Origin of the sequence: Vibrio sp. 10N.261.52.C11 (genome assembly GCF_041471405.1) — a bacterium.
Classification (GTDB): Bacteria; Pseudomonadota; Gammaproteobacteria; order Enterobacterales; family Vibrionaceae; genus Vibrio; species Vibrio crassostreae_C.
The window spans coordinates 24,981-49,932 of the sequence record NZ_JBFROI010000053.1 but is presented as its reverse complement, the minus strand read 5'-3'; the positions used below and the strand labels follow the sequence as shown (position 1 = coordinate 49,932).

Sequence of the window (24,952 nt, the reverse complement as noted above, 5' to 3'; positions counted from 1 at the left end):
TTTACTTTAATTGGTATAACTTCCTTTTAAAATGGTCCCGAATGAAACTGAAGTACTGCAGTTTTAGGCTGGTGAAGTACTTTGATACAATGGAATGATTAACTCATTTATGTTGATGCAGGGCCTGAACTGCTTGATTGTTTTCGTTGGCAACCGCTGCTTAAGGCGTACCGCCATACTCGATTGCGTTTGGCAACTGCGTCCTCGGTTTGATGCTCCTAGCTATGCCGAGCGATTAGAAAGCTTTGAATGGTGGCATTGGGATGATGAAACACTAGCAGAAATATTGCCACCATTCCAAAAAGATTGCGGTGAGTTTTTGGCTTACTTTGAGCAAGTCTAACCCCAATATATTTTAAGTCTGAAACTAAAAAAGCAGCCTAAGTGGCTGCTTTTTCGTTTAATAACTTTATAGCGGTTTAGCTGGCAAGCCGTTTAGTTCGCTAACTGATTAATTAGAAAGCTTAGCCTCGACTTGCCCAAGTGCGCGTTGGTACATAAACCAAGCACATGTACCGGCAAGCACATTACCCACCATGGCACCCCAGAACAGGCCTTCAATACCAGCAAGCTGCGAACCAACCCACAAGCAAGGCAAGAAGAAGGCGAACAGGCGCAGTGCTGATATCGTTAAGGCAGTATAAGACTTACCAAGCGCATTCGAGATAGAAACCATCAGCATACAGATACCCAACGGCCCTAAACTGATAGGAACGATAAGTAAGTGGTAGTTCAAAATGGTCGAGACTTCGTCTTCGCTGGTCATGAGATTTGCCAACCCGCTAGAGAACACCCAAGTTACCAGTGCGATCACCAATTGGAATCCTAATACAAACATCACGGCAATCTTCACAAGACTACGTATGTTCCCTAGGTTCTTTTCTCCCAACATTCGGCCAATCATAGGTGGCATCGACATAGTCAGAGCAAGCACTGCAACAATCGAAAAGAACTCAAAACGTGAACCTAGCGCCCAAGCTGCAACGGCTGCTGTGCCGTAGCCTGCAAGCAGTTTGGTGGCGAGCATCGAAGAGACTGGTGGCAGTAGCTGACTGATCATCGCAGGCCCCATGATGTTTCCTATAGAACGAATACTCTTGCCGATATCAAGATCGTGCCAGTCGAATGTCATCCAATGCTTCTTAGTTACCTTAGGAGCAACGATAAAGATACCCGCACCGAACGCCAAGATGGTCGCAATCGCGGCTCCGTTGATGCCCATGTCGAGCGTGAATATGAAAATCGGGTCCAATATCAAGTTGATGATGCTGGTCGCGATCATCATCGAACCGGGCAGCATGGTATTACCATTGGCACGACACACACTGTAGAAAAAGTAGAGCAGTGCGCCTGTCCAAGAGCTTACCAGCCAATAGATCCAGTAATAATCAATGATCGGCAGTACCGTCGGTGGTGCATCGAGGAGTTGTAAAATAGGACCACGCAACAGATAGATGATGACCGAGAACAGCGCGACACTCACACTGCCCATCGCAACGACTAATCCGCCGAGCTGTTTGGCATAGCGTATCTCGTTAGCCCCAATAGCTCTCGCGATCACAGCCGTTGTCGCGATGCCTAGTCCGACTTGAATCCCGATAATGATCATCTGAATTGGTAGCGTGAAGCCTTGAACCGCGAGCGGCAGTACGCCTAACTGGCCAATAAAAGCACTGTCTACAAGTTGGAAGCTCATCAGGGAGAGCACCCCAAACAGCATTGGCCATGTCATTGTATAGAGTTGTCGGCCAAGAGAAGGCGAGGGAGTTGCGGTCGTAGAATTCATAACACTCTTATCAGTCTTGAAGGTAGGTTTGTCGTAGTGACAATCCACTCAATGAAGAATTGCGTAAAGGATAACGTAACGTTAGCTCGATACCAATAAATGTCATTAAATCTATCGATATTACCTTTGCACAGTTTCATCGGTATGTGAGCATTGTGCAATGCAACTTTATGCGTTCGCTTATTGAAATTTAAGGTGTCGTATCTTGTTTCTGAGTTTTATATTAGCGGATTGGGTCTAAAGGTTTTCCATTCGACTATTTCTAATGTTTCGCTTTATCCCGATAACTTGGTGGCGTGACTCCAACCCAACCTTTGAATGCACGATTGAAATTACTCAAGTCGCTGTAACCCACTTGCCAACTGATGTCTTGAACAGAAAGGTTGGTCTCTTCAAGTAGCTGTTTTGCTTTAGCTTCCCGAACTTGTTCTTTGGCTTGTTTAAAGAGAATGTTTTTGTTCTTCAGGTTTCTCTGCAGCGTTCGTTTTGTCATGCCGAGCATGGTCGCAAACCACTCAATATTGAACCAAGGTAGAGTCGCATAGGTGTCTATTAATATCTCGACAGCGTGATGCCAATCTTGGGTACTATTTCGTTCTGAAATGGCACGATAATCATCGGGCAGCGGAATCGAGAACGCACCGTATTGCTCTTCAAACTGAATATCAGAATCAAAGAAATGCTTAGGTAATTTACGTGCGCTGTTGTTCTTAGAGACCAACTTGGCGTGTGATGGTTGCCAGCGACTGTCAATGAACTTACGGCATAGGCTAATCACGGTCAGGGCGCGAAACCATTCTGCTTGTTCAAAACCTGAGGTCGATGGGTGATAGCAACTTCGATGACACAGCCACCACAATCCATCGCTTTTTTCCGTCCATATGGTGACGTGATTACTTAAGGTCGATATTTCAGTAATCAAGCAGCGTACCGCTTGCTCGAGAGAAGTGCATTGTTCAATTTTTCGGTCTAGCTCAGGTGACAATTGCTCTAGAGAGGCCTTACGTCCAACCTCAATCCCTATCGAATAGCCAAACTTACGCTCAAGGCCATGAATGAAGCGAATCACGTCTTGTGTAGGAAGCCATTGATTGGATTGTGTCAGTTCAATGGGTAGACCGCACGCAACGGCGACGGTGCGCCAATCCAGTCTATGTTTGTCACAATACTGAATATATGGAGCAATGTTACTGGTCGAAGTGAGCAGTATGCTGGTGGTGTTCGATGATGCTTTCATTGTTTTGTGCCTACCATTAAATGTCATCAAGTGACCTAATTAAGTGTAGCGCATCTCCCTATACTTTTCCTAACCCAAACAGGAGAACAATTATGAAACTTAAACACATTGCCGTTCTAGTATCGTTAGCGACCCCATCATCATTTGCTCTTGCAGCAAACCCAGTTGAAGAAGCTCTGAAAGTTGAAGGTGCTCAAGTTACCTTGACCGTGAAAGAGGCGAGCACAGCATTTACCCCAAGTTTTACTGACTCAGCTCGTGAGTTATTCAATAACTTTCATTGGCAGATGGGCGGCGACCACAGCGTTTACTACAACATGCACATGAGTGAGTTTCTACCAACGGCACTGGCGGCTCCAAACGAAGAGTACAAGCCTTTAGTCAAAAATATCGACCCACGACTCGCTGCACTGAAAGTTGATACTGAAAGCAAAGGTCAGTTGACAATGGATGAGTACTTGGCGGATGAACAGTTCCGTACCCAAGGCTTTATGTTGATTCACAAAGGGGAGATCGTTTACGAAGCTTACCCAGGTATGAAGCCGACAGATACGCACGTTTGGGCATCTACAGCAAAAACGACGGTTGGCACAGTGATCGCAATGTTAGTGGAAGAGGGCAAAGTCGACCCTGAAAAAGAGATCGCTGAGTATGTTTCTGAATTGAAAGGAACGAACTGGGATGGCATCACAGTACACCAAGTTCTGAACATGTCGACCGCGCTAGACAATGAAGAGACATTAGAGTCTATCTTGAACCCAGACTCTGATGTGGTGCGTTTCTTTGCGGCATCGTTTAACTCACCTCGTGCAAAAACGGGTGAAATGGAAACTTGGATGGAAGTGGCTCAAGGTGCACAGAAACTGGAAGGTGAAAAAGCCGGTGACCATTTCCGTTACGCATCTATCAACACCATGGTGCTGACTAAGTTAGTTGAAAACGTTGAGAACAAAACTTGGACTCAAGTATTCGAAGATCGTGTTTGGTCAAAAGTGCACGCACGTCAACCAATGCAATTCAACTTGACGCCAGATGGCATGGCGATCGCGGTTGGCTTGGTTTCATCAACGGTAGAAGACATGGCTCGCTGGGGAACACTATTTACACCTAGCTGGAAAGCGGTGGCTGATGAGCCAGTGGTGTCACAAGCTGTGATTGATCGTATCCGCAACGGCGGTGATCCAAAAGCATTCGTAGGTACTAGCAAAGAGAGCAGTTCACTGCACGCATACAACGAAAAAGCAGACTACAACGCATACCAATTTGATTTCATTTTCAATGACGGTGCAATGTCGAAAAGTGGCAACCTAGGCCAATTTATTTACATCGATCCTGCACGTGACTTTGTGGGTGTGATGTTCTCAACCAACCCATACCACTCAGGTTTTGGTGAGAATAAAGGCCCTGCACTAATGCGTTCGGCAGCAAAACTACTTGCTGACAAGTAATCTATTTATTACCTAACAGGATGTTCCAGGCTTCAAGGAGGAAGCAAACGACTTTCGAGAGATATAATGAAAAATTTTGCTCTATTAATCCCGTTGAGTTTAGGTCTAGCCCTTCCTGCACATGCTGATTCAGATTCCGAACGTGTTATCGATCCTGCTGATGTCACTAAAGTTTATACTCAAGCTGCATTGATGCTGAATGGTAGTTCAGATATCCAATTTCAAGGGCAAGTTTCTGGCGGTTTAGAAAACGGTCAGCAGTTTGCCCTACTGGCCGAAGGGACGTTTGTCGATGAAAGCAACACAGCGCTTCGCGATCCAGACAAATTCGGTACAGAGTACAGCAACTCTAGAATTCAGTACTTCCACGTCTTTGAAACGGGGACGAAAGCTACGCCTAAAGTGGGTCTTTCATTAGATTATATTAATACGCGCAACAGTATTAAAAATGACTTATTGTCGGTTGGCGGTGTTGTTGCGATTAATCCAGCTTATACCGGTGGATTCCTGGTATTTCCAAGAGCAGGACTGATGACTGGTAGTATGGAGATCCCTGGCGTCACTTCATCTAAAGATGATTTAACGGGATACTCGCTTGGTTTGATTACCGCGAAGCATCTCGGTGACTCTGGCGCTTATGTGTCTTTGGTTCCTGAGTGGCAAGATCTTTCTGGTGATGATATCGACATGCAAAACTTCTCATTTAAAACATCGTTAAATGTGCCGATGAACACTGCAAGAACTTGGTGGTTGAATACGCGCTATGACATTACCAAAGCGGATGTTGATGTGAAAGGTGTGTCAATGCCGAATGGTTGGCAAACCGAAGCTTGGGTTGGTGTGAGATACTACTTCTAGCGCTCTAGCCAGCTAATTTGCAAAGAACCTAAAAAAGCCAGTCAACGTGACTGGCTTTTGTCGTTAAGGTACCGCGTGAAGCGTTACTTATTTACTTATTTACTTATTTATTAGCAACGTTACCTAGCTTCAACCACGTATCGATAACCGTATCCGGGTTTAGTGAAACAGAGCTGATGCCTTGCTCCATTAACCACTCTGCTAGGTCGTCATGGTCAGATGGGCCTTGGCCACAAATACCCACGTATTTACCCGCTTTGGTTGCCGCATCGATCGCCATTTTCAGCATTGCTTTCACGGCTGGGTTACGCTCATCGAAGAGGTGTGCCACATCGCCTGAATCTCGGTCGAGGCCAAGTGTCAGTTGCGTCATGTCGTTTGAGCCGATAGAGAAGCCATCGAAGTACTTCAAGAACTCATCAGCCAAGATTGCGTTCGATGGTAGCTCACACATCATGATCACTTTCAGACCTTGGTCGCCACGGCGAAGGTCGAATTTAGCCAGAATGTCGATAACCGATGCCGCTTCGCTTGGAGTACGAACGAATGGGATCATGATTTCAACGTTCTTAAGGCCCATTTCGTTGCGAACGCGTTTGATCGCTTGAGTTTCTAGCTCGAAACAGTCTTCGAATACTGGTGAGATGTAACGAGATGCACCACGGAAGCCCAGCATTGGGTTCTCTTCATGCGGTTCAAACGTTTTACCGCCGACTAGGTTGCTGTACTCGTTCGACTTAAAGTCAGACATACGTACGATCACACGCTTAGGCCAGAATGCAGAAGCGATAGTCGCGATGCCTTCTGTTAATTTGCTTACGTAGAAATCGATAGGATCTTTGTAGCCACGAATACGTTCGTTGATTTCCGCTTTTAGCTCATCCGTTTGTGCATCGAAGTTAAGCAGCGCTTTAGGGTGAATACCGATCATCTTGTTGATGATGAATTCTAGACGAGCAAGGCCAACACCTTCGTTCGGGATTTGTGCAAAGTCGAAGGCACGATCTGGGTTACCCACGTTCATCATTACTTTGGTTGGTAGCATTGGTAGCTCATCAACCTCAGAACGTTTGATTTCAAAATCGAGTTCGCCGTTGTAAACGTAGCCTGTTTCGCCTTCTGAACATGACACTGTCACGGTATCGCCATCGTTTAGGCTGCTTGTTGCTGTACCACAACCAACAATCGCTGGGATACCAAGCTCGCGAGCAATGATCGCAGCGTGACAAGTACGGCCACCACGGTTAGTCACAATCGCAGACGCTTTCTTCATCACAGGTTCCCAGTCTGGGTCTGTCATGTCAGTTACCAGCACGTCGCCTTCTTGAACCAGTGACATTTGGTCTAGAGAATCAACCAAGCGAACAGGGCCAGAGCCGATACGCTGACCGATAGCGCGGCCTTCAACCAAGACATCCGCCTTATTGTTTAGCTCGTAACGCTCGATAACGTTTTGATCGCTTTGAGAACATACGGTTTCTGGGCGAGCCTGAACGATGTAAAGCTTGCCGTCGATGCCATCTTTCGCCCACTCAATGTCCATTGGACGTTGGTAGTGCTTCTCGATGATCATCGCTTGTTTTGCTAGCTCTTTGATCTCTTCATCGTTGAGTGAGAACTCGTTACGCTCTTGAGTGTCGGTGTCGATGATATCGACTTGCTTGCCGATTTCTTGATTGGTCGAGTAGATCATCTTGATCAACTTAGAACCAAACGTCTTTTTAACGATTGGGTAGTGACCCGTTTCTAACATTGGCTTGTGAACGTAGAACTCGTCTGGGTTCACTGCGCCCTGTACAACCATTTCACCCAAGCCCCAAGAAGAGGTGATGAATACCACTTGGTCGAAGCCAGACTCAGTATCAAGCGTGAACATCACACCTGAAGAGGCTTTGTCTGAGCGAACCATGCGCTGGATACCCGCAGACAATGAAATGCCACGGTGGTCAAAGCCTTGGTGTACACGGTAAGAGATAGCGCGGTCGTTAAACAGTGACGCGTAAACGTGCTTGGTTGCTTCGAGTACCGCGTCGATGCCTTTCACGTTAAGGAAGGTTTCTTGCTGGCCTGCGAATGAAGCATCTGGAAGGTCTTCTGCGGTTGCAGATGAACGCACAGCTACAGACAATTCTTCGTTGTCTTCGATTAGCTCGCGGTAGTTATCACGGATGTCTTGCTCTAGTGATTCTGGGAAGGGTGCATCTAGAACCCATTGTCGAATCGTTGCACCTGTCTTACGCAGGGCGTCAACGTCTTCAACATCAAGTTCATCAAGTAGTTGGTGAATGCGCTCATCAAGACCTTTGTAATCAAGAAAGTCGTTAAACGCATAAGAGGTGGTAGCAAAACCATTAGGTACAGAAACACCAGCATTGGACAGGTTAGAAACCATCTCGCCCAGTGAGGCGTTCTTACCGCCGACTTTGTCGACATCTTCCATGGATAGGCCATTGAACCATAGGGTATTATTTTGCATTTATTTCTCCAGAAACATAGCAAGCATTGTAGGGATTTAAAGGCAAACGATTACGTATCAGTTTAAAAAAATGTAAATTATTTTCTAAAGCTGTGGGGGACGTAATAGTCAGCAGGGTTTTATTATCTATATTATGGTTACCATCCTACTCAAAATAATTTTAAACATTAAATAAAAAATGCAAATTGATATTCAAAGTCGTGATGTATTCTATGTTTCTGATGGAACGGCCATAACATGTGAGACTTTAGGGCATGTTGTTCTAGGTCAATTCCCTTTTAAAGCCAATGAAAAAACCTTTCCGTTTGTGGAAAGTGAGGACAAACTTTCTGATTTATTAAAAGAGATTGAAATTTCGTATCGTGATACCGGATTAGAACCGCTAGTGTTCTTTTCGATTGTGATACCTGATATCAAAACCAAATTGCTAGAAGCGCCCGCGCACTGTTATGACGTGTTAGAGAGCATCGTGCAGAAAGTACAGGATGACATTCAGATGGCGCCTGTTCCTAAGTTGCAGCGCTCACGCAGTGTAAACAAGGACTCGGTGAAGTATTTCGACCGTATTGCTGCGATTGAGTACACGCTCGCGCATGATGATGGCATCACGCTAAAAGGGCTGGAAGAAGCCGACATCATCTTGTTGGGTGTTTCTCGAAGTGGCAAAACACCAACAAGTTTGTATATGGCGATGCAGTTTGGCTTACGCGTAGCAAACTACCCATTTATCCACGATGACTTGGCACGCTTAAAGCTGTTGCCAGAGTTTGAGATTTACCGACATAAGCTGTTTGGTTTGACCATTGATGCAGAAAGGCTCACTGAAATTCGTGAGAACCGCTTAGCAGGCAGCGAATACGCCAGTGACTCACAATGTTTGTATGAATTGCAAACGGTAGAGGCGATGTTCCGTCGAGAAGCGATACCTTACATCAACACCTCTTCACTATCGGTTGAAGAAATTTCGACACGAATCTTGGAGCGAACAGGTTTGAGAAGGCGTCTGCTGTAAGACAAAGCCTTAGAGAAATAGAATGGCCAGATAAAAGAAAATCGAAGCTCGCAGTTTACACCTGAGAGCTTCGATTTTTTGTTTGTGCTCGTTGTAGTCGCTTGCGAGTCAGAGCTTGTTTTCTTAATCGAGATAGCTTTCTAGCGAAGTAAAGACAGCTTTAGCGTTTCACTTTTCTTTTCTAACCAGCGTTCAAGTGCTGGTGGCCATGTGATGCTTGGTTCTACGCAAAAGCCACGAAGCATCGAGAAATACACCGCTTGATCGACTAGAGGCAGTGATGACTCACCATTCTCTAGATCCAGTAAGAGTTCGGCATCTTTCAGTAATGGGTTAATCAGTTGAACGAACTGAGGCGTCTTTTCTAACAGTTCTTCAAAGTTAAAACCTTCGGTCTCTTTACTGGCACGCCAAGCTTCTTTGGCTCCAGCAGAGCGATATTCAGCCAAGTCGAGGTTCCACCAACGTGGGCGTCCAATCTGTTGAGTAAGAGGGAATGCGCGAGTTTGGAACACAGTCACTTGCTCAGATGGCACACGCTGCTCATCGCTTGATTTCAAGTCCATGAAGTACGCGATGATATCTAGGCTCTCTGCCATGATAGAGCCATCGTCTTTTTGTAAGACGGGTACCATCTTTTTACCGATCAGATCGATAAGGGTTTGGGCATCATCATAATCGACAGAAACAAGCTCAATGTTCAAGCCTAGCGATTGAGCAATGTAGGAGACTCTTGCACAGAAAGGGCAGTGGCCGTAAATGTAAAGCTTCATAGCTTCCCTCATTCGGGTCATTCTTAGTATAAAATGATGCTAATGTACCAGAAACTTTCGCAGACAATAAGCCTTTGTTAACAAGAACTATTCACTGCGGTTAAGTGAACGGGAATATCAAGAGAACGATGAGAATAAGCACCTAGTGTAGAAACTCGTTGCCTAATTCTATTGTCAGTTGAGTGCGGTTTTATTGTAACGAGTAAGCTAATGAGAAAGCTGGTGGGTAAATGACGGGCATAAAAAAGGCTCTGGCTGCTCACTCTAATGCAGAAGAGTGAAGTCAGCCAAAGCCTCAATTTTGTTACCTTTAGTAGAGTGACTACTAAAAGGGCAGAGTGGTTAAACTATGCTTTTTTAAGATCTTGCGCTGGGTAAGTAAGCGTCATTGCGCCTTCTACCGTTGTAACGTGAACGTAGCCGCCACCAGCACTTAGGCCAGTTACTACCATTTCACCTAGTTCAACACCTTTTGTTGCTACAACGCGATCATCAACTGAAAACACTTTACACACCTTCAATAAATTAAATAAATACGATAGATATCGAACGCGGATTAAAACAGATGGGACCTCAATCAACTAATCCGGTTATTTGTCGTAAAGATTAAATTCAGTTATGTATAAATAATTATGTATTAAAAATCAGTTTGTTAACTTACGCTGTGACGTTATTTATCCGCTGGATACACTACACCAACTTGTTGGCGCATCTCTGTAATTAACTTCGCAACCGTTAAAGCGCGCAGTTGGGCCTGCGCTTGTGTTGCGTTGTCGCCAGCAATGCAGCTAGCAAAGGCCTGCGCTTCGTAACTCATGGAGTTTTCGCTTTGTGCTTGAGTAAGGTTTTCTACCGTGCCATCGCGGTAGCGGATCTTAACGTCAGTACATTCAGCGATGTGATCGATGATGATCGCCCCTAATTCACCTTGGATCTCGCTTGGCGCATAAGAGTCGCTGACTTTGGAGTGCGCAAGGGTCACATCAAACTCAGGGTATTGGAAGATCGCACAGCCATGAGCATCGACACCTGAATCAAGTAGCTTTGCAGAAGCCTGTGCGTTTTCAGGTTTGCCAAATAGCGCGACTGTCGCGGCAACACAGTAAAAGCCAATATCGACCAATGAGCCGTTAGAAAAAGCTGGGTTGAAGGTATTTGGGTTCTCGCCGTTTAGGTATTTTTGGTAGCGCGATGAATACTGGCAGTAGTTGATGTGTGCTTTATGTACCTTGCCAATCTTTTCTAACCCAAGTTGAACTTGCTTAAAGTTCGGTAGGAATTGAGATTTATACGCCTCAAACAGCACCACACCGTTTTTCTCAGCGACTTCGAACATGCGTGTTGCTTCATCAATATTTGATGCAACCGGCTTTTCACAGATAACATGCTTGCCGTGTTCCATCATGAAGATAGATTGCTCGCAATGCAGTGAGTTAGGGGAAGCGATGTACACGGCTTCTACAGTGTTGTCATTGGCCAATGCGTCGAGTGAGTCATACGTGGTTTCAACGTCAAATTCTTGGGCGAACTGTGCCGCGCTGTCTAGATTTCGAGAGTAAACCGCAGCAAGTTGCATCGATTGAGATTCGTGCGCAGCTTGAACAAACTTTTGTGTAATCCAATTGGTTCCAATTACAGCAAACTTAATCATATAGGTATCCAGTCGTTAGTCGTCGTTAGTATATTGATTCTGCAGAGATAGTAGCACTCAACGGCTGGCAATGTGCCTGAGATTTACGGAACAATTTCCCTAAACATAGTGCCTAATATTAATGTTCAGCCTTCACAGAGCGTCTGAGTTGACCAGTGTAACGGTGCACAACTAAGCCATTTTTGCTAAGGTGTTATTGAATTCAAACAAGGTGATGATATGCAAATCCGGACGGCCAAGGTAACTGATATTAACGCGATCTTAGCGCTCTCTGAGCAGATAAACCGTCAACATCATCTTGGTGCGCCTATGGTATTTGCACCAGCGTCACAAGGCTTGGCCGACAGTGAAGAGTATTGGTTAGGTTTGATGCTTGACCCACTTGGCGCTTTCTTGGTTGCAGTAGACGACAAGCAAGTCGTTGGCTTTTTAGCGGGTAAGGTAACGCAGAATAAAGGCGTCAGTTTTATTCAGCCGCACAAGGTGGCAAGGGTCAATACGATTGTGGTGAACGATCAGGTTCAGAGCAAAGGTGCTGGTCGAGCGTTAATGAAGTCTTTTAATCAATGGGCGCAGGCGAGAGGAGCGATAGAACTTAGGTTGGAGGTAATGGAGTTTAACCAACAAGCTCAGGGTTTCTATGAGTCGTTAGGAATGGAAACTCAGTCACGAACCATGTCCATGCGTTTTGAGGAGATCTAAAGGTGCGTCTGTTTCTGCCTTTATCACTGTGTTTACTGTTTGTGGCTTCGAACGCGAATGCTGAGCAAGTCGTGGTCGAGAAAATAGTCTCTGACGCGACCGCTATCGAAACCATCGTATTCGAGTCTGCACCGGCTCATTCTCAACGTGTCTCAACGTCTTCATCTAACTCAACCTCTTCCACGAGCTCAAACTCCGAGCATGTGATTATTGTGGATGAGGTTCTTAACAGTAGCCCTGATGAAAAGGTAGCTCAGTTTTCTCAAGGGTCATCGAAACGTCCACCTCAAAGTTCCTCTCGACAGTTTTATAACGTACCGGATAGCGCATCTGAGATAGATTCGCTGTCGCAAGTGGTTACGTTAGTTAAAGTCGATAAATCGAAACGTAGGATGTATCTGCTAAAAGGTGAAGAGGTGATTCAGGAGTTTCGTATTGCGCTAGGCAAACAACCGAAAGGGCATAAACGCTTTGAAGGGGACAACCGAACGCCGGAAGGGGAATACCAGCTCGATTATGTGATGGAAGAGTCGGACTTTTATCGCTCAGTACATATTAACTATCCGCAACCTTCGGATATGCAATGGGCAGAGCAAAATGATGTAGATCCTGGAGGAAACATCAAAATCCATGGCATCAAAAACGGCGAGCGTCGTTCGCCGAGCTTTATTCAAAGTTTTGATTGGACGGATGGCTGTATCGCGTTAACCAATCAAGATATGGATGAGTTTCTCCAACTTGTAAAAATGGGTACTCCTATCCATATCGAATGGTAGTCATTGGTACCCAGTTTTCTTAATCACTTTCCGCAGTCAATTAGCGCAATCAATTCGCGAAACCAATTCGTAAAAGCAACGTCCAAAATTAAACGCTAAAGCCGTTACAGTAAGACTCGACCTGCACTGAATATTGCAATCACAATCAGCAATGCAATGGTGACTGGCTTAAACTTCGCTCCACCAAATCTTTCGAACAGTTTAGAACCCACATAACCGCCAAACATGCTGCTTGGTAGAAGCGCGAGAGTCAGCCAAACTACATCGCGGTCGACTAACCCAGCGATAGATGCCGAAACAAACGCAGTGGAATCAGCCAATACAAAGAAGGCTATCAGGCCTGCTCTGGCAATGTGCGGAGCGACTGGGCTTGCTAATGCATGAGTGCCAATTGGAGGCCCTGACATCGAAGCCGCGCCGTTCATTACACCCGCAAGGCTTCCTAGAATATAGGGAGTAAATCTAGGTTCGCTTTTGTAATGGAAACCTTTGTAGATCATAAGTGCAGACGCAAAAATGAAGGCACTGATGATCAAGATGATCGTGTCTTGGCTAACGGATTTAAGCAGAAGTAAGCCGACTGGTGTGAAGGCAAAACAAGGGATAAATACCTTTAAAACCCAGCGCCAGTTAACATGCTTTCGAACTTTAGGCAGTAATTGAACATTGCCTAGGAGATCGATCAACATGAAGACGGGAACCAGTTCGATAACAGGCTCGAATAACGCACTTAATGGCAATGCCACTAAGGTGAAACCGAAACCTGAGAAGCCACGAACAATAGCGGCGAAAATGAAGATTGCACCCAAAATTGGGAAGGTTGGACTAAAAATGAGATCCATAAATTAAGTAACCAATGAAGCTGTCTGTATAGAGCGAGCTAATGAAACCAAGTGAGTAGCGGAATGTACTCCTACTCACTTGTGTTTGCTACCTAATTTTAAGGTTTCCCGAGAGTTAATTTTAAAGTCTCTCGGGGTTGTTTTTGCGGTATTTGCTTGGTCAATTTATAGAGGTAAATTGATTCGGAAAATCAGTGAATACGGCATCTACTTTTGAGATGAATTTGAAGTGAGACGGATCGTTTACTGTGTAGCACCAAGTTTGAATGTTTGCTTCACTTAGTGTATCAAGATCGCTCTGATTCACATGCTCGTAGTTCATGTGACAGCTGAACGCTTTGACCTCATTGATGAGCATAAGATCATCTTGAGTCAGTTGCTCTGTGATCACGCCAACGCGGTATCTTGGTAAGTGGTGAGCCATTTCTGCAACAACTTCATGGCTGAAACTTGAAAGCAGCACTCTGTCCGTGTCTATGTTTGAGCGGATCAGCTCACTGTGTAGAAGATCAACCACATGAGGGGCTTGGTGTCGGCTATCGACTTTTATCTCTAGGTTAACGCTGAGGTTATGTTCTTCAATAAGTTCAAGTAACTCGCTAAGTGTGAGTATTCTTTCTCCTTCGAACTGTTCTGACTTCCAGCTACCAAAATCAAGCTGACGCAGCTCTGCCAATGTGTGTTCATCAACACGGCCCTTGCCATCACTACAGCGCTCGAGAGTGTGGTCGTGGCAAACGACAAGCTCATCATCCTGAGTTTGCTGAATATCGACTTCAATCCATTTCAAGCCAAGTTTAGCGGCTTGTTCAATACTTGCTTTGGTGTTTTCTGGGTGAGTACCCGCTACACCACGGTGACCTACGATGATAGATGACATAATTAATCCTTTTTAAAGACGCACCGTAAAAACGCATTAAATATCAGTGTACTCGATTAAGCGAGAGCCGTCGTTATGCTTGTCGTCTCTTCGCGTGACTCTTGTGAAGTAAAGTTATTCGGCTGAATACGCTTCCCACGACTGTCAAAAATATGCAGGTTGGATTTATTAATGCTTAGCCCGAGAGGGACGGCTTGGCACAGCGTCGTTTCGGGTGTCACTGCAATAAAGGGTTGTTCGTTCACAAGGCCATGAACCAATTGATTCGGCCCCAATGGCTCAACCACACTGATACGCAGTTCGAGAGGCAAGGTGTTCATTTTTAATTCGGAACAAACCTCAGAGTGTTCAGGGCGAATGCCAAGCGTGATAGTCGCGTTCTTAACGTGCGCGTACTCTGGCAGGTACATTTGTTGATCACCGATTTCAAGATAGCCATCATCGAGCGTGGCAGTAAGGAAGTTCATCGCGGGGCTGCCAATAAAGCTTGCCACAAAGGTACTGGCAGGCTGGTGGTAAACTTCTCTTGGTGTGCCGACTTGTTCTATCTGACCTTTGTTGAGAACCACGATTCCATCTGCCAGTGTCATGGCTTCGACTTGGTCATGAGTCACGTAAACACTGGTTACGCCTAGCTCGCGTTGTAGCTTTTTGATTTCTAACCTCATGTGAGCGCGCAATGAGGCATCTAGGTTAGACAAAGGCTCGTCAAACAGGAACAGTTGAGGGTCGCGTACAATCGCTCGTCCCATAGCAACGCGCTGGCGCTGACCACCCGAAAGCTTGGCTGGCTTGCGATCTAGGTATTCTTCGATCTTTAGTGTCTTGGCGACTTTCTCAATCTTTTCTTCAATTACGTGTTGGCTGACACCTCGGTTCTTTAAACCATAAGCGAGGTTTTTGTATACCGTCATGTGAGGGTAGAGTGCGTAATTTTGAAAGACCATTGCGATATCTCGTTGAGCTGGCTTTTCGTTATCAACACGGCGGCCACTTAAGTGAATCTCTCCGCCAGAGATACTTTCCAGCCCCGCTATTGAACGTAGGATAGAAGACTTGCCGCAACCCGATGGGCCAACCAACACAAGAAATTCACCCTTTTCGATCTCAAGCGAGACATCTTTCACTGCACGATGACCGTTCTCATAAGTCTTTACCAAGTTTTTGATGCCTAACATGGTAGGTGCTTTGTGTGTATGGCTGTGAGTGGTTTGGGTGTGCCCTAACGTTTGTTTTAACTTTGGCATCGGGGTGTCCTCTGTATTTTTGTGGATAGCTTGGTGAGAATGCAGGTGAGACATCTTGTACTCAGCGAGTGATTGAATGCGGTTATCGTTCATTTGATTTTTGTCGTTATTATTTTTCACTTTCTACTAGCCCTTTTACAAACCAACGTTGAAATACAACCACCACTAAAACGGGTGGCAACATAGCTAAAATCACCATGGCAAAAACATAGTCGTAGCGCGGTAAACTGGTTTCATTGATGTTGTTGAGTACTTGTTTGATGCCCATCACGATGGTGTTGTAGCCTTCGTCCGTGGTCATCATGATTGGCCACAGATATTGGTTCCAACCCACCACAAACATGATGATGAAGATTGCGGCAATCATGGTTTTAGACAGTGGCAATAAGATGTCGACAAAGAATCGAAATGGACCTGCGTTATCTAGCTGAGCGGCTTCTAACAATTCATCGGGGATGGTTTTGAAGAACTGCCTAAAAAAGAACGTCGCGGTGGCTGAGGCGATCAAAGGCAGAATTAAACCTGTGTAGCTATTAAGAAGCCCAAGCCCAGCGACAACCTCATAGGAAGGGATAATGCGCACTTCTAATGGCAGCAAAAGCGTCACGAAGATCAACCAGAACCAAGCTGTAGCATAAGGCAGTCTGAAGTAGACCAAAGCATACGCGGCCATCATCGAAATGATGATCTTACCGATCGCAAAACCTAGCCCCATGATCATCGAGTTGGCGATCATTTTGCTGGCGGTGACTTCGCCACTGAAGCCCATGCTTTTGTTCCAAGCTTCGCTATAAATGGCCGTAAAGTTATCGCCTGGCAGCCATTGCAGGCCCTCGCTGACAATGGTGTTCGGGTTATGCGTCGAGCTGGCGAAGATTAGCCAGATAGGGACCAACATGAACAGCATCCCAGCAATTAGAATTAGGTGGTCATAGACCTTATTACTTTTCATAAATAACTCCTGTCGCGTTAAAACCTAGCTGTGGTGGGCTAGTAGTGAACACGCTTTTCTACAACGCGAAACTGGATAAATGTAAGAGTGAGTACCAGTAGCAACAACACAACTGACTGCGCAGAGCTGCCGCCTAAATCTGCGCCAACAAACCCGTCTCGATACACCTTGTACACCAACGACGTTGTGCCGCCACCTGGGCCGCCATTGGTCATGGTGTCGATCACGCCAAAGGTTTCAAAGAACGAGTAGGTGAGGTTGATGACCAGAAGAAAGAAGCCTGTAGGTGCGAGTAGCGGGAAAGTAATGGTCCAGAAACGTTTTGAGTCGCTGACGCAATCGAGCATCGCCGCTTCTTTTACGGCGTAAGAGATCGATTGAAGCCCAGCCAGAAAGTAGATGAAATTCACCGAAACCTGTTTCCAAACCGAAACCAAAATCAGAGCAAACGTGGCATCTAAAGGGTCGGTTTGGAAGCTAAAGTCCCAGCCTATAACCGCAAATATCTCGGTAAACACGCCAATGTGTGGGTTAAACAAGAAAGCACCGATTACGCCTGCAATCGCAGGAGCAACCGCGTAAACCCAAGTAAGAGTGACCTTGTAAGCGCCTTGTCCGTGAATGATGTTGTCGGCTTTAACCGCGAGCAGCAGCGCTAAGGCAAGCGATAAGAAAGAGACCACGATTGCGAACATTAATGTGAAGCCAATCGAGTTCAGATACTCGCTCGATTCGAATAGCATCTGATAGTTTTCGAACCACACGAAGATGGAAGAGGTGCCCCAAGGGTCTTCTAGCATGAAGGACAGGTAAACTGCCTTTGCCGCTGGGTAGATAAAGAAAACCGCAATGATGAGTATCTGAGGCGCCAAAAATAGGTAAGGCAGCGGAGAGTGAAAGAATTGCTGACGTCGTTCCACAGGGTAATCCCCAAAAATTAGTGACTGTTATCACTGTTAGTTACGGTGAGCACTAGCGCTATAGCAAAGGAATGCATCCAGTTGAGTTGTAGTTTTTGGAGCAAGAAATGGCGCTAGTGAAGAATCTCCTCACACCTTGCCATTACGTTTTTAATGACGCAGTGACAAGTGGTGAGGAGCAATGAACGGCTTTGGTTTGTTAAGCCTTTAGCTCAGTAATCTACTTTGGTAAAAAAGCCAAATTAGTTCATCGTACGAGCGAAGCGTTTCAGCAGTTTGCTGCTCTCATCTTCGACTTTATCTAGGCTGTTCTCGACGCTAGAGCGGTCGGCGAAGATATTGTCGAATTCACGATGCATCACTTCACGAATTTGAGGGTAGTAACCTAAGCGGTAACCTTTAGTCCATTCGCCCGATTTTAGGCTTAGCTGCTTAACGCCCACTTCTGCATCTGGTTGTTCGTTGTAGTAGCCAGACTCTTTCGCTAGCTCATAGGCAGCCGTTGTTACAGGTACATAACCAGTGGTTTTGTGCCAGTAGACTTGAGTTTCAGGCTTCGTCAGGTAATCAAAGAACGCTGCTACACCTTTGTCTTGCTGTTGGTCATGGCCATTGAGTGCAAACAGAGCAGCACCGCCAATGAAGGTTAAGCCTGCGTCTGGGTTAACCGATTTCCAGTATGGAAGGTATGTGGTGCCGAGTTCGAAAGGTACGCGATTACGTAAGCCACCGAATGAGCCTGAAGAACCCATCCACATCGCCACTTCTTGGCGCTCGAAAGGGGTTTGGTTTGCATCCCAGTCGCTGCCGTAATACTTGTAGTAACCTAGATCTGACCACTCTTTCATCTTGCTAACGTGCATCATCATGTCTTTGGTGTTGAACATGATCTTAGTGGACAAGCCATCGTAGCCGTTGTTTTGATCTGCGACTGGCAGGTTGTGGCGAGACTTAAAGTTCTCGAACATGATCCACGGCGTCAGAGATTGAGAAAACGCGATGTGTCCTTCAGCCTTCAGTTTCTTAGCGACCACTTCTAGTTCTTCATAAGTTTTAGGCGCGTCTGCACCCACTTCCGCGAGAAGATCTTTGTTGTAGTAAAGAACCGGTGTCGAACTGTTGAAAGGCATACCAACCATCTTGCCTTGGTTGTCGGCATAGAAGTTACGAACGCCCGCTAGGTAGTCGTTTGAATTAAAGTTGTAACCCGACTCAACCAGAATATCCTGTACCGGTTTCGCGACGTCTTTCGCGTTCATGATGGTTGATGCGCCTGCATCGAAGACTTGCAGAATATTGGGTGCTTCACCTGCTCGGTATGCCGCGATACCGGCTGTTAAGGTCTCTGTGTATGAACCTTTGTAGATTGGCGTGATCTCGTAATCATCTTGTGACGCATTAAAGTCGGTCGCAATCTTATTGACGGTTTCTCCAAGCTGGCCGCCCATTGCGTGCCACCAAGTGACTTGAGTCGTTGCGAACGCTGGCATTGCCGCTGTCGCAGAAAGAACGCCTGCCAAAATTAGCTTATTCATCTTCTTTTCCTTTTGGATGAAATCGATGTAGAGGTATTGAATTAGAGTATTAACGAGACGGTAGGGGTGTCGTTTGAAGCTATCTTGAACAGGCCATATTTCACTTACGTGGCTAAACCGTTTCACTGATATGAAAGATTCGTTTCGATTTTATTTAAGAGTAAAGTTATTGATGGTTTTGATGTTGAACATGTTCGGTTTTTAAGACGTTTTATTGAACAACTGTTGTTCAATAAAAAAGCCTCTCGAAGGAGAGGCTTTGAATAAGCTAGAGCTTGTTATAATCGGCTTTGTTCTAGTGTGCGATATCGAGTTGGTTGTCTTTCACGCCGTTAATACGGAACCAACCTGCAATACTGAATCGCTCTGTGTTTGTCGGCAGTACCTCGTGTGGGAACTGTTCAGATAAGAACACAAATAAGCGGCCTGACTTTGGTGGAATGGTCGCGATGTGGTTGTCTTTTAGGTCGTAAACCACAAGTTCACCAGCGTCTTCTTCTGTCCACTCATCATTCATATAGAACACAGTGGTCAGGCGGCGGTTTTCATTGCCCTTGAAACAGTCTAAGTGCTTCTGGTAGAAGTCGCCTTTTTCGTATTTAGCAAAGTGCGCTTCGTACTCGAACAGACCCAAAAAGAACGCTTGGTTTGCCGCTAAACGAATTTGTTCCATTTTGTCTAGGAACAGAGATGCTGGCTGACCCATATCGCGGCGCACCCATTGAATCTTGTCACTACGAATGGTCGACTCTCGCGTTACTTCATCGTTACGGCCAATCCTAGCCTTTTTCCAGTTCTCTGGAATGCAATCCCTCAATGCCACCACTTCTTCTTGAGTTAAGAAGTCATCCCAAACGAAATAACCTTGGGTAGAAAGAGCATCGATTAATTGGTTCATGTATAGCACTCAGACAATAAATTAGAGGCGCATATATAGTCCTAATAACTTAGGTCAACAAATCACGTATTTTGTCGTCACGATAAAAGAGCGGAAGAGCATGGTACTTTGATGTGATTTTATAGTTAACAAATTTGTTACAAATAAATGTGAGTTTGCTATGGTGTAGGTCTGACCAGTTGAATTATCACAAGGAGCGGTTTTGCAGCTGCATACCATCAAAGGCTATATCCAAGACATGTATCTCGTAGAGTACCCAGATAGATTGCTGTTACTTGATGGTGCGTGCCGTGCGGATATTCCTCATCTTAGGGCTTTCATTGAAGATGAGCTTGGCCGTGAATTTAGCGACCTACATACTGTGGTTGTTACACACATGCATCCGGACCACGCAGGGGCAGCGCATACGCTCAGAAAGCTGACTAATTGTCATTTGGTGGCAGCAAACAGAGACAAGGATTGGTATCACGGCATCGATGGCATTTTGATGCACCTGACCGACTTAGCGCTTGCTAGGTGGATGGCGAACCGCTTAGGCAAGCCTAAAGCAAACCTATGGTATTCAAGAAAGTTAAAGCCGGACTACAAGCTGTCTGATGGGGATAGTATTCCAGGGTTTGATGATTGGTTGGTTCTTGAAACACCGGGCCATACCGACCGTGATCTCTCGGTCTATTGCCCATCACACAGCGTGGCTTATGTGGCCGATTTAATGGTCGAGGTTAAGAAGAAGCTGATTCCGCCATTTCCTATCTTTCAACCTAATAAGTATCGAGCGTCTGTATCGCGCATTTATGACATGCAGCTCGATACCTTGCTGGTGGCGCATGGTGGGCAAGTCGATTTCAGTCAGAAGGCTTTTGAACACCTGTTGATGAGTGCCCCAAGAAGGCCTGTTACACATTGGCGAGTGACGAAAATCAAAACCAAGAAATTACTTTTATCGATTGGGCGATTTGGTTTTCAATCTCATGGTAAATCGAAGAAATAGATCAGAAGCTTGAATGCAAAGTCGTGTATTCAGAGCTGAAAGTAGAAATAGAAAAATAGATAGCAATAAGGCCAGTCATGAGACTGGCCTTATATCGTTGTGAGTAGCTTTAGTTATAACCTGTGGAGCGGTTACGATGACTCGGATTAGTGAGTCAGCAGGAATTCACCCGCAGGGTCAACAATCACTTTGTCACTCATGCCTTGACGTCCAAGCAACATCATGTAAGTCATGTCTTGACGGTTGCTTAGCGTGATATCGATAGGCCATTGTTGGCCACCGATTCTTAGCATGGTTTCAATCACGCAACGGTGTTCAACTTCGCCGTTAGATGATTTAATTTTCTTACTTGTTTTCAGTTTCGCCTTGCAGCGCACCGTCTCTTCTAGGTGATAAACGTCTGGGTGAAGGTCGAACTCTACGAATTTCTCACCATTTGATTTAACACATAGTAGATTGTCTACGTGTAGAGAAGAGGTTTTAGCCCCTGTATCAACACGTGTATGTAGTCCAGTTATCCCTAACTCTGGTAAGCAAAGTGCTTCGGTATTCCCTATGATCATTTTATTGTTCATTTTCTTTCCAATCATGAGTTATCGGTATTCAATCAGCCCTTGCCACGAGTACGGTTAGCGTTTGGTTTTGCATTCTTCTCGATGAATTCGAAAATCATGTCTGCTACATCTTTACCCGTTGCTTTCTCGATGCCTTCTAGGCCTGGAGAAGAGTTTACTTCCATTACTACTGGGCCGTTCTTAGATTGTAGGATATCTACACCACATAGGTTTAATCCCATGATTTTCGCTGCATTGATTGCTGTTGCGCGCTCTTCTTTGGTTAGTTTAACCAGCTGAGCAGTGCCGCCACGGTGCAGGTTAGAGCGGAATTCACCTTCACCAGCTTGACGCTTCATTGCAGCAATTACTTTGTTGCCAACAACAAAACAACGGATGTCTGCGCCATTTGCTTCTTCAATGAACTCTTGAACCAAGATGTTCGCTTTTAGGCCCATGAACGCTTCGATAACGCTTTCTGCTGCTTTGTTTGTTTCAGCTAAAACTACACCGATACCTTGAGTACCTTCAAGTAGCTTGATCACAAGTGGCGCGCCACCTACGTTTTTGATCAGGTCTTGAATTTTGTCTGGGCGGCTAGCGAAACCTGTTTTTGGTAAGCCAATACCTTTACGAGACAACAGTTGTAGTGAGCGCAGTTTGTCGCGAGAGCGACTGATTGCTACTGACTCATTGATACAAAAAGTGCCCATCATTTCGAATTGGCGAACAACCGCAGTTCCGTAAAAGGTAATGGAAGCGCCAATACGTGGAATAACAGCATCGTATTGAGGTAGCTCTTCACCCATGTAGCGAATCTTCGGATTGTTACTCGCGATATCTATATCACAGTGCAACGTGTCGATAACATCGACCTGATGACCACGTGCTTCTCCAGCCTGCTTTAGACGAGCGGTAGAGTATAGATTTTCGTTGCGAGAAAGAATTGCGATACGCATGGCGTTTCCTTAGTTAATACCTGATTGGTAACTGCAAATAAATTAGTTGTTAGCTGAGCTTTCAGTTTTTTCTGAGGCTCCTTGCTTGCTTCGGGGCGAACCTTAAGGCTTTTCGTTCAACTAAGAAAACGAATTAAATTTGTCGAGTCGACAACGGAAATTTATCGATTGTGTGAGCTATTGGTACAGCAGGCTTGAGAGGGGAATTGGAATGGAAAAGCGAGTTGAGACCTAACTCATATTGGGGGTAGGAGCATATTAGGTTGTACCCAACTCGCGTTTACTCGGTGCTAAAAAGTGTACTAATAACGCCAGTTACATAGATCTATAAGTGTTCGTAGTGCTTCTCTTTCGAGCTTACTGCAGGTGCTTTTTAGCTTGTTAAGATAGTATTTTCTCATGGTCATTACTCTCTCTGGTTAGGCTTTATTTACAACCTATGGTTTGTTGCTGACCCGTTCATTATGGATAATTAAGAGGAACTAAAAAACAGATGTTATTTTTATTGGTTGTTCCTGTTTTGGTCGCATTACACTACTTTTTGATGAATGTGTTTTATAATGGGCTTAATTAGGAAGAGCTATCTTTAAAAGGTTCATTATTTGTCTGATCTAAACATGATGCGTTACTACACGCGGCTAGAGTCGTTCGAGCCAAACATTTCTCATTCAGTCACCCTAGCCGAAGTAGCGGATATGCTGTTTACAAGCTTGCGTCACGCTCGAACCTTACTTGGTAAGATGCATCAAGCTGAATGGGTGGTGTGGGAGCCAAAAGTTGGCAGGAATCAACGCTCTAACTTAACACTGCGTTTTAGCAATTCAGAGTTGGCGCAGCATGTTGCAAGTAAACTGATAGAGCAGGGCAAGTACGAAAAAGCACTTTCCATATTGGATAATGACCGCGCTGTGTTTGGTTCTTTACTGCAAGAAACTTCCGGCGCGACCATGCGTGAAGGGCTGCTGCACGTTCAATTAACCTATAAGCGTAAGTTTGAGGATTTGTTTCCGCACCATATACACCGCAGTAGCGAACGATTTTTGATAAGACAGGTTTTTAGCTGCCTAGTGACGTGTAATGGTAAAGGTGAGTTAAAGCCTGAACTAGCTCACCATTGGGAATATGACACTGAGCAACTGGTTTGGACTTTCTATCTGCGCCCGGGACTTACTTTCCATGACGGGCAACCTGTGGATGCTAAGCAATTAGTTTCGATGTTTTCTGCGTTGCAAACCTTACCTTTCTATCAGACAGAGCTAGCCCATGTCGCTTCAGTTTACAGTGAGCAGCCATTGAGGATCAGCTTTCAACTCACCAAAGCAGATACCGGCTTTGCTGGTTTACTTGCTGGCGTTAAATATTCGATTCAACCCGCAGCGCAAGTCACCCGTGAACCGTCGCCATTAAGTACCGTGTCCCATGCTGTTATTGGAACCGGCCCCTTCAAAGTGGTTGAGACCAATAATGAACGAATCAAGCTCGCCGCATTTGAGCATTATTATGGTTGTCGCTCGTTAACCGATGAGGTGACTATCTGGCAGTTTGAGGAATCAATGACGGGCACTGCTCGTTTCGATGACAGCCAAATGCACGTATCGCCTTATGGAAATTCTTCTTGTTTCCATCAATTAGGGAAAAGCGATGCGGAACTTGTTTCAGCAGACACAGACGGCCTTCGTAGCCGAGTCGAGGATGGATGCTTGTTTATCCTGTTCAATCAGAACTCAGCGGCTAACCCACTAAATAATGAGCAGCGCAAATACCTTTCAGAACTGACCAACCCACAAGCGATTTTGTCACAGTTGGAACATAACAAGGGTCTGTTTAGTGTCTCTTTAGCTCAAAATATACTGCCAAGTTGGCAGAAATTGTATCGAACGCCTTCGAAAGAGACACAACTGCCGAAAAAGATGAGTATAGCGGTTTACGATTATTATGCGTTGTATCGATGTGCGATTTGCGTATCTGACATACTCAAACGATATGGTGTGGAAGTTGAGGTGAACACCTACAGTTTTCGAGAATTGGCTCAGTTATCTCAGAGTGGCGAGTTAAAGGAGGACTTGGTGCTGTGTAACTTGAACCTCGATGACAATGCTCCGTCTTCGCTGTTCTCGTGGATGATGAACGACCCTGTTTTGCACTCTGCTTTGGGAGAGATGAACAGCGATTGGCTCAAGCAGCGCTTGGATAGTCATAAAGCATCCGTGGAACTGCCTAATTACTTGGCAGAGCTAGAACCCATCGCGTCTACTCTGATCTCAGATTATTGGTTAGTGCCTATGTTCCACCACTTACAGACCGTTCGTTTCCAAGGGATTCTGAAAAACGTGGCCATCACAAACTGGGGATGGCCAGACTTCAAGAATGTATGGTCTGCTGATTAACCTTTCTTACTAACTAAATAACTAAGTTAGCTCGTTTTCAAAGTCGGTTTTTCCAAAATCGACTTTGA

General features: G+C 45.3%; 23 protein-coding genes. 8 read left to right on the top strand and 15 right to left on the bottom strand.

Annotated elements, in window-relative coordinates:
* Nucleotides 1–109 precede the first annotated feature (109 nt).
* On the top strand, nucleotides 110–343 hold the full coding sequence (locus AB4323_RS18900) for a phosphonate metabolism protein (protein ID WP_010428389.1): 234 nt from the start codon (nucleotides 110–112) through the stop codon (nucleotides 341–343).
* A gap of 108 nt (nucleotides 344–451) precedes the next feature.
* Here AB4323_RS18900 and AB4323_RS18895 read toward each other — a convergent pair whose 3' ends face one another.
* Both AB4323_RS18895 and AB4323_RS18890 read right to left on the bottom strand, forming a co-directional pair.
* The gene (locus tag AB4323_RS18895; RefSeq protein ID WP_372114076.1) at nucleotides 452–1,786 is read right to left on the bottom strand and encodes an MATE family efflux transporter; all 1,335 of its coding nucleotides are present in this window, start codon (nucleotides 1,784–1,786) and stop codon (nucleotides 452–454) included.
* Nucleotides 1,787–2,048: 262 nt separating this feature from the next.
* On the bottom strand, nucleotides 2,049–3,023 hold the full coding sequence (locus tag AB4323_RS18890; protein ID WP_372153105.1) for a helix-turn-helix domain-containing protein: 975 nt from the start codon (nucleotides 3,021–3,023) through the stop codon (nucleotides 2,049–2,051).
* A 92-nt stretch (nucleotides 3,024–3,115) separates the two neighbouring features.
* On the opposite strand from AB4323_RS18890, the gene AB4323_RS18885 reads away from it, so the two are divergent.
* Both AB4323_RS18885 and AB4323_RS18880 read left to right on the top strand, forming a co-directional pair.
* Nucleotides 3,116–4,471 (top strand): serine hydrolase, encoded by a 1,356-nt coding sequence (locus AB4323_RS18885; RefSeq protein ID WP_017060556.1) that lies wholly within the window; start codon nucleotides 3,116–3,118, stop codon nucleotides 4,469–4,471.
* A gap of 66 nt (nucleotides 4,472–4,537) precedes the next feature.
* Nucleotides 4,538–5,329, top strand: coding sequence for a hypothetical protein (locus tag AB4323_RS18880; RefSeq protein ID WP_372153103.1), 792 nt, complete (start codon nucleotides 4,538–4,540; stop codon nucleotides 5,327–5,329).
* 103 nt (nucleotides 5,330–5,432) lie between these two features.
* Here the strand turns inward: AB4323_RS18880 and ppsA are convergent, their stop codons facing one another.
* Complete coding sequence (ppsA, locus tag AB4323_RS18875) at nucleotides 5,433–7,805, bottom strand: phosphoenolpyruvate synthase (protein WP_372153101.1); 2,373 nt, start codon at nucleotides 7,803–7,805, stop codon at nucleotides 5,433–5,435.
* Between the two features lie 178 nt (nucleotides 7,806–7,983).
* On the opposite strand from ppsA, the gene AB4323_RS18870 reads away from it, so the two are divergent.
* Nucleotides 7,984–8,817: a pyruvate, water dikinase regulatory protein gene (locus tag AB4323_RS18870; protein WP_017060559.1), complete on the top strand. Its 834-nt coding sequence runs from the start codon at nucleotides 7,984–7,986 to the stop codon at nucleotides 8,815–8,817.
* Nucleotides 8,818–8,957: 140 nt separating this feature from the next.
* On the opposite strand, the gene grxB is transcribed toward AB4323_RS18870, so the two are convergent.
* The 3 genes from grxB to AB4323_RS18855 all read right to left on the bottom strand — a co-directional run bounded on the left by grxB (nucleotide 8,958) and on the right by AB4323_RS18855 (nucleotide 11,241).
* The gene (grxB, locus tag AB4323_RS18865) at nucleotides 8,958–9,590 is read right to left on the bottom strand and encodes a glutaredoxin 2 (RefSeq protein ID WP_372135113.1); all 633 of its coding nucleotides are present in this window, start codon (nucleotides 9,588–9,590) and stop codon (nucleotides 8,958–8,960) included.
* A 347-nt stretch (nucleotides 9,591–9,937) separates the two neighbouring features.
* A complete protein-coding gene (locus tag AB4323_RS18860) occupies nucleotides 9,938–10,096 on the bottom strand; it encodes a hypothetical protein (protein WP_004733064.1) in 159 nt (52 codons plus the stop codon).
* Nucleotides 10,097–10,260: 164 nt separating this feature from the next.
* Nucleotides 10,261–11,241, bottom strand: coding sequence for a Gfo/Idh/MocA family protein (locus tag AB4323_RS18855; RefSeq protein WP_017060561.1), 981 nt, complete (start codon nucleotides 11,239–11,241; stop codon nucleotides 10,261–10,263).
* A gap of 219 nt (nucleotides 11,242–11,460) precedes the next feature.
* On the opposite strand from AB4323_RS18855, the gene AB4323_RS18850 reads away from it, so the two are divergent.
* Both AB4323_RS18850 and AB4323_RS18845 read left to right on the top strand, forming a co-directional pair.
* Complete coding sequence (locus tag AB4323_RS18850) at nucleotides 11,461–11,943, top strand: GNAT family N-acetyltransferase (RefSeq protein ID WP_017064907.1); 483 nt, start codon at nucleotides 11,461–11,463, stop codon at nucleotides 11,941–11,943.
* 2 nt (nucleotides 11,944–11,945) lie between these two features.
* Nucleotides 11,946–12,719, top strand: a complete 774-nt coding sequence (locus tag AB4323_RS18845; RefSeq protein WP_372153099.1) for a murein L,D-transpeptidase family protein — start codon at nucleotides 11,946–11,948, stop codon at nucleotides 12,717–12,719.
* Nucleotides 12,720–12,823: 104 nt separating this feature from the next.
* Here the strand turns inward: AB4323_RS18845 and AB4323_RS18840 are convergent, their stop codons facing one another.
* The 7 genes from AB4323_RS18840 to AB4323_RS18810 all read right to left on the bottom strand — a co-directional run bounded on the left by AB4323_RS18840 (nucleotide 12,824) and on the right by AB4323_RS18810 (nucleotide 19,993).
* Nucleotides 12,824–13,561: a sulfite exporter TauE/SafE family protein gene (locus tag AB4323_RS18840; RefSeq protein WP_171733130.1), complete on the bottom strand. Its 738-nt coding sequence runs from the start codon at nucleotides 13,559–13,561 to the stop codon at nucleotides 12,824–12,826.
* Between the two features lie 160 nt (nucleotides 13,562–13,721).
* Complete coding sequence (locus AB4323_RS18835; RefSeq protein ID WP_372147373.1) at nucleotides 13,722–14,441, bottom strand: glycerophosphodiester phosphodiesterase family protein; 720 nt, start codon at nucleotides 14,439–14,441, stop codon at nucleotides 13,722–13,724.
* Nucleotides 14,442–14,497: 56 nt separating this feature from the next.
* Entirely contained in the window at nucleotides 14,498–15,808 is a 1,311-nt protein-coding gene (ugpC, locus tag AB4323_RS18830; protein ID WP_372153097.1) for a sn-glycerol-3-phosphate ABC transporter ATP-binding protein UgpC, read from the bottom strand.
* Nucleotides 15,798–16,640 (bottom strand): sn-glycerol-3-phosphate ABC transporter permease UgpE, encoded by an 843-nt coding sequence (ugpE, locus tag AB4323_RS18825; protein WP_372118524.1) that lies wholly within the window; start codon nucleotides 16,638–16,640, stop codon nucleotides 15,798–15,800. The genes ugpC and ugpE overlap by 11 nt, the downstream gene beginning before the upstream one ends.
* A 38-nt stretch (nucleotides 16,641–16,678) precedes the next feature.
* Nucleotides 16,679–17,560 carry an ABC transporter permease subunit gene (locus AB4323_RS18820; RefSeq protein ID WP_017071586.1) on the bottom strand — a complete coding sequence of 294 codons (882 nt, stop codon included), beginning with the start codon at nucleotides 17,558–17,560 and terminating at the stop codon, nucleotides 16,679–16,681.
* 242 nt (nucleotides 17,561–17,802) lie between these two features.
* Nucleotides 17,803–19,095, bottom strand: a complete 1,293-nt coding sequence (locus AB4323_RS18815; protein ID WP_372118521.1) for an extracellular solute-binding protein — start codon at nucleotides 19,093–19,095, stop codon at nucleotides 17,803–17,805.
* Between the two features lie 295 nt (nucleotides 19,096–19,390).
* Entirely contained in the window at nucleotides 19,391–19,993 is a 603-nt protein-coding gene (locus AB4323_RS18810; RefSeq protein WP_017071587.1) for a 2OG-Fe(II) oxygenase, read from the bottom strand.
* A gap of 202 nt (nucleotides 19,994–20,195) precedes the next feature.
* Here AB4323_RS18810 and AB4323_RS18805 point away from each other — a divergent pair, with 202 nt between their 5' ends.
* Entirely contained in the window at nucleotides 20,196–20,984 is a 789-nt protein-coding gene (locus AB4323_RS18805; protein ID WP_372153095.1) for an MBL fold metallo-hydrolase, read from the top strand.
* 146 nt (nucleotides 20,985–21,130) lie between these two features.
* Here the strand turns inward: AB4323_RS18805 and AB4323_RS18800 are convergent, their stop codons facing one another.
* A complete protein-coding gene (locus AB4323_RS18800; RefSeq protein WP_004740039.1) occupies nucleotides 21,131–21,559 on the bottom strand; it encodes a RimK/LysX family protein in 429 nt (142 codons plus the stop codon).
* 32 nt (nucleotides 21,560–21,591) lie between these two features.
* Nucleotides 21,592–22,497 carry a 30S ribosomal protein S6--L-glutamate ligase gene (rimK, locus tag AB4323_RS18795; RefSeq protein ID WP_004740040.1) on the bottom strand — a complete coding sequence of 302 codons (906 nt, stop codon included), beginning with the start codon at nucleotides 22,495–22,497 and terminating at the stop codon, nucleotides 21,592–21,594.
* A gap of 602 nt (nucleotides 22,498–23,099) precedes the next feature.
* On the opposite strand from rimK, the gene AB4323_RS18790 reads away from it, so the two are divergent.
* Nucleotides 23,100–24,884 carry an SgrR family transcriptional regulator gene (locus tag AB4323_RS18790; protein WP_017060571.1) on the top strand — a complete coding sequence of 595 codons (1,785 nt, stop codon included), beginning with the start codon at nucleotides 23,100–23,102 and terminating at the stop codon, nucleotides 24,882–24,884.
* Nucleotides 24,885–24,952: the final 68 nt, after the last annotated feature.